The organism is Streptomyces sp. NRRL B-24572 (assembly GCF_002156145.1).
GTDB classification, from domain to species: domain Bacteria; phylum Actinomycetota; class Actinomycetes; order Streptomycetales; family Streptomycetaceae; genus Streptomyces; species Streptomyces vietnamensis.
The window spans coordinates 1-3,442 of sequence record NZ_MWIG01001009.1; the positions used below are offsets into that span (position 1 = coordinate 1).

A 3,442-nucleotide genomic window follows, 5' to 3' on the forward strand; every position below is an offset into this window, starting at 1 on the left:
CGAGGGCGCCCTCGGCGACCGCGGCCTGGAGGCCCAGGAGGACGAGGACGAGGAGGGCGAGGGCGTCACCGGTGCTGCCGACCAGGTGGGCGCTCCACAGCCTGCGCAGCGGCTGATGGCGCAAGAGGGCGCGTACGGCGCGCTCCCGGGAATCCGCGACGAGTGCGGCGTCGGAATCGCCCAGGCGGTCTGGCTGCTCTGCTCGCGTCATCCGTCCACCCTATCCGGACGGCCTTGCTCCCCGCGGCCCGTGCCCGAACAAACGTAGGGGGGCGGAAGCACGCACCCGCCCGGAAGACGGAGGAGGACGGAAGCCCGCTCCCGCCCGGAAAACGGAGGAGGGCGGGAACACCGCTCCCGCCCTCCCCCACACCCCTTCGGGTACTACTCCGGCTTGGCCGCCGCCGTCTTCTTGGCGGCGGTCTTCTTCGCCGTGGCCGTCTTCGCCGTGGTCGTCTTCTTCGCCGCGGTCTTCTTGGCGGTCGTGGTCTTCTTCGCCGCCGTCTTCGTGGCCGTCTTCTTCGCCGCGGCCTTCTTCGCCGGGGCCTTCTTGGCGGCCTTCTTCGCCGGCCCCTTGGCCCGCTTCTCGGCGAGCAGCTCGTAGCCGCGCTCGGGTGTGATCGTCTCCACACTGTCGCCGGTGCGCAGGGTGGCGTTGGTCTCGCCGTCCGTCACGTACGGGCCGAACCGCCCGTCCTTGACGACCACGGGCTTCTCGCTGACCGGGTCGGTGCCCAGCTCCTTCAGCGGCGGCTTGGCCGCGGCCCGGCCCCGCTGCTTCGGCTGCGCGTAGATCGCGAGCGCCTCTTCAAGGGTGATCGTGAAGAGCTGCTCCTCGTCCGTCAGCGACCGCGAGTCCGTGCCCTTCTTCAGGTACGGGCCGTAGCGGCCGTTCTGCGCGGTGATCTCGACGCCTTCGGCGTCCGCGCCGACGACCCGCGGCAGGGACATCAGCCGGAGCGCGTCCTCCAGGGTGACCGTGTCGAGGGACATCGACTTGAAGAGGGAGGCCGTACGCGGCTTCACCGCGTTCTTGCCGGTCTTCGGGGTGCCCTCGGGCAGGATCTCCGTCACGTACGGGCCGTAGCGGCCGTCCTTGGCGACGATCTGGTGGCCGCTGACCGGGTCCGTACCCAGCTCGAAGTCACCGCTCGGCTTGGCGAGCAGCTCTTCCGCGAGCTCGACGGTCAGCTCGTCGGGGGCGAGGTCGTCGGGCACGTCGGCCCGCTGGTGGCCCTCCTGCTCCTTCTCACCGCGCTCGACGTACGGGCCGTAGCGGCCGACGCGGAGCACGATGCCGTTGCCGACGGGGAAGGAGGAGATCTCGCGCGCGTCGATCGCACCGAGGTCGGTGACGAGCTCCTTGAGGCCGCCGAGGTGGTCGCCGTCGCCGTTCCCGGCGTCCGCCGCGCCGCCCGTACCGCCGGACTCGCCCTCACCGAAGTAGAAACGCTTCAGCCACGGCACGGCCTGGGCCTCACCGCGCGCGATGCGGTCGAGGTCGTCCTCCATCTTGGCAGTGAAGTCGTAGTCGACGAGCCGCCCGAAGTGCTTCTCCAGGAGGTTGACGACGGCGAAGCTCAGGAAGGACGGGACGAGCGCCGTGCCCTTCTTGAAGACGTAGCCGCGGTCGAGGATGGTGCCGATGATCGAGGCGTACGTCGACGGGCGGCCGATCTCGCGCTCTTCCAGCTCCTTGACCAGCGAGGCCTCGGTGTAGCGGGCCGGCGGCTTGGTCGCGTGGCCGTCCGCCGTGATCTCCTCGGCGGTCAGCGCGTCGCCCTCGGCGACCTGCGGCAGGCGCCGCTCGCGGTCGTCGAGCTCCGCGTTCGGGTCGTCGGCCCCCTCCACGTACGCCTTCATGAAGCCGTGGAAGGTGATCGTCTTGCCGGACGCGCTGAACTCGGCGTCACGACCGTCGGCCGCCCGGCCGCCGATCTTCACGGTGACCGAGTTGCCGGTCGCGTCCTTCATCTGGGAGGCGACGGTCCGCTTCCAGATCAGCTCGTACAGCTTGAACTGGTCGCCCGTGAGGCCGGTCTCCGCCGGGGTGCGGAAACGATCACCCGAAGGCCGGATCGCCTCGTGCGCCTCCTGCGCGTTCTTGACCTTGCCCGCGTAGACGCGCGGCTTCTCCGGCAGGTAGTCGGCACCGTACAGCTGCGTGACCTGCGCCCGGGCCGCCGCGACGGCGGTGTCGGAGAGGATCGTGGAGTCCGTACGCATGTAGGTGATGAAGCCGTTCTCGTACAGCTTCTGCGCCACCTGCATGGTCGCCTTCGCACCGAAGCCCAGCTTGCGGCTCGCCTCCTGCTGGAGGGTGGTGGTCCGGAAGGGGGCGTACGGGGAGCGGCGGTACGGCTTCGACTCGACCGAACGCACCGAGAACGCCGTGTCGGCGAGCGCGGCGGCCAGCGCCCGCGCGTTCGCCTCGTCCAGGTGGAGCACGTTCGCGGTCTTCAGCTGCCCGTCGGCGCCGAAGTCGCGGCCCTGCGCGACGCGCCTGCCGTCGACCGTGTTCAGCCGGGCGACCAGCGAGGACGGGTCGGAGGCGTCACCGGAGCGGCCGGTGCCGAAGGTGCCGGTGAGGTCCCAGTACTCGGCGGAACGGAACGCGATGCGCTCGCGCTCCCGCTCGACGACGAGACGGGTGGCGACGGACTGCACACGGCCGGCGGACAGCCGCGGCATGACCTTCTTCCACAGGACCGGCGAGACCTCGTAGCCGTACAGCCGGTCCAGGATGCGGCGGGTCTCCTGCGCGTCGACCATGCGCTGGTTCAGCTCGCGCGGATTGGCGACGGCCTCGCGGATCGCGTCCTTGGTGATCTCGTGGAAGACCATCCGGTGGACCGGGACCTTGGGCTTCAGGACTTCCTGGAGGTGCCACGCGATGGCCTCGCCCTCGCGGTCCTCATCGGTGGCGAGGAAGAGCTCGTCGGACTCGGCGAGCAGCTCCTTGAGCTTCCTGACCTGCGCCTTCTTGTCTGCGTTGACGACGTAGATCGGCTGGAAGTCGTGCTCGACGTCGACCCCGAGGCGGCGCACCTCGCCGGTGTACTTCTCCGGCACCTCCGCGGCGCCGGAGGGGAGGTCGCGGATGTGCCCGACGCTCGCCTCGACGACGTAGCCGGGGCCGAGGTAGCCCTTGATCGTCTTCGCCTTGGCAGGCGACTCGACGATGACGAGTCGGCGGCCGCCGTGTGCGGTCTCGCTGGTCGGGGACAACTTCGCTCTTCTCTCCGGATCGACACTCTCTGGCACGTACGGCGCTGGCACGCACGGCAGCGGCACGGACGGTGACGCTCCCGTCGCTGCGGAGTGTGACGGTACAACCCGCCCCCGTGTCAAACGGCAAAAGCCCGCAACGGCCACTCGAACGGTAACCCGAGTCCTGGCATTCCTGCCGCCCGACTCCCGGTCGGGCGGCAGGAATGCCAGG

At 70.1% G+C, this 3,442-nt stretch carries 2 protein-coding genes; both read right to left on the minus strand.

Going from position 1 to position 3,442, the window contains the following annotated elements; genetic code table 11:
- Positions 1-211: hypothetical protein (locus CCN56_RS39490; protein ID WP_143664806.1), on the minus strand; the 211-nt coding region annotated here is incomplete at its 3' end.
- 173 nt (positions 212-384) lie between these two features.
- A complete protein-coding gene (topA, locus tag CCN56_RS39495; RefSeq protein WP_086832412.1) occupies positions 385-3,228 on the minus strand; it encodes a type I DNA topoisomerase in 2,844 nt (947 codons plus the stop codon).
- Between the last annotated feature and the right edge of the window lie 214 nt (positions 3,229-3,442).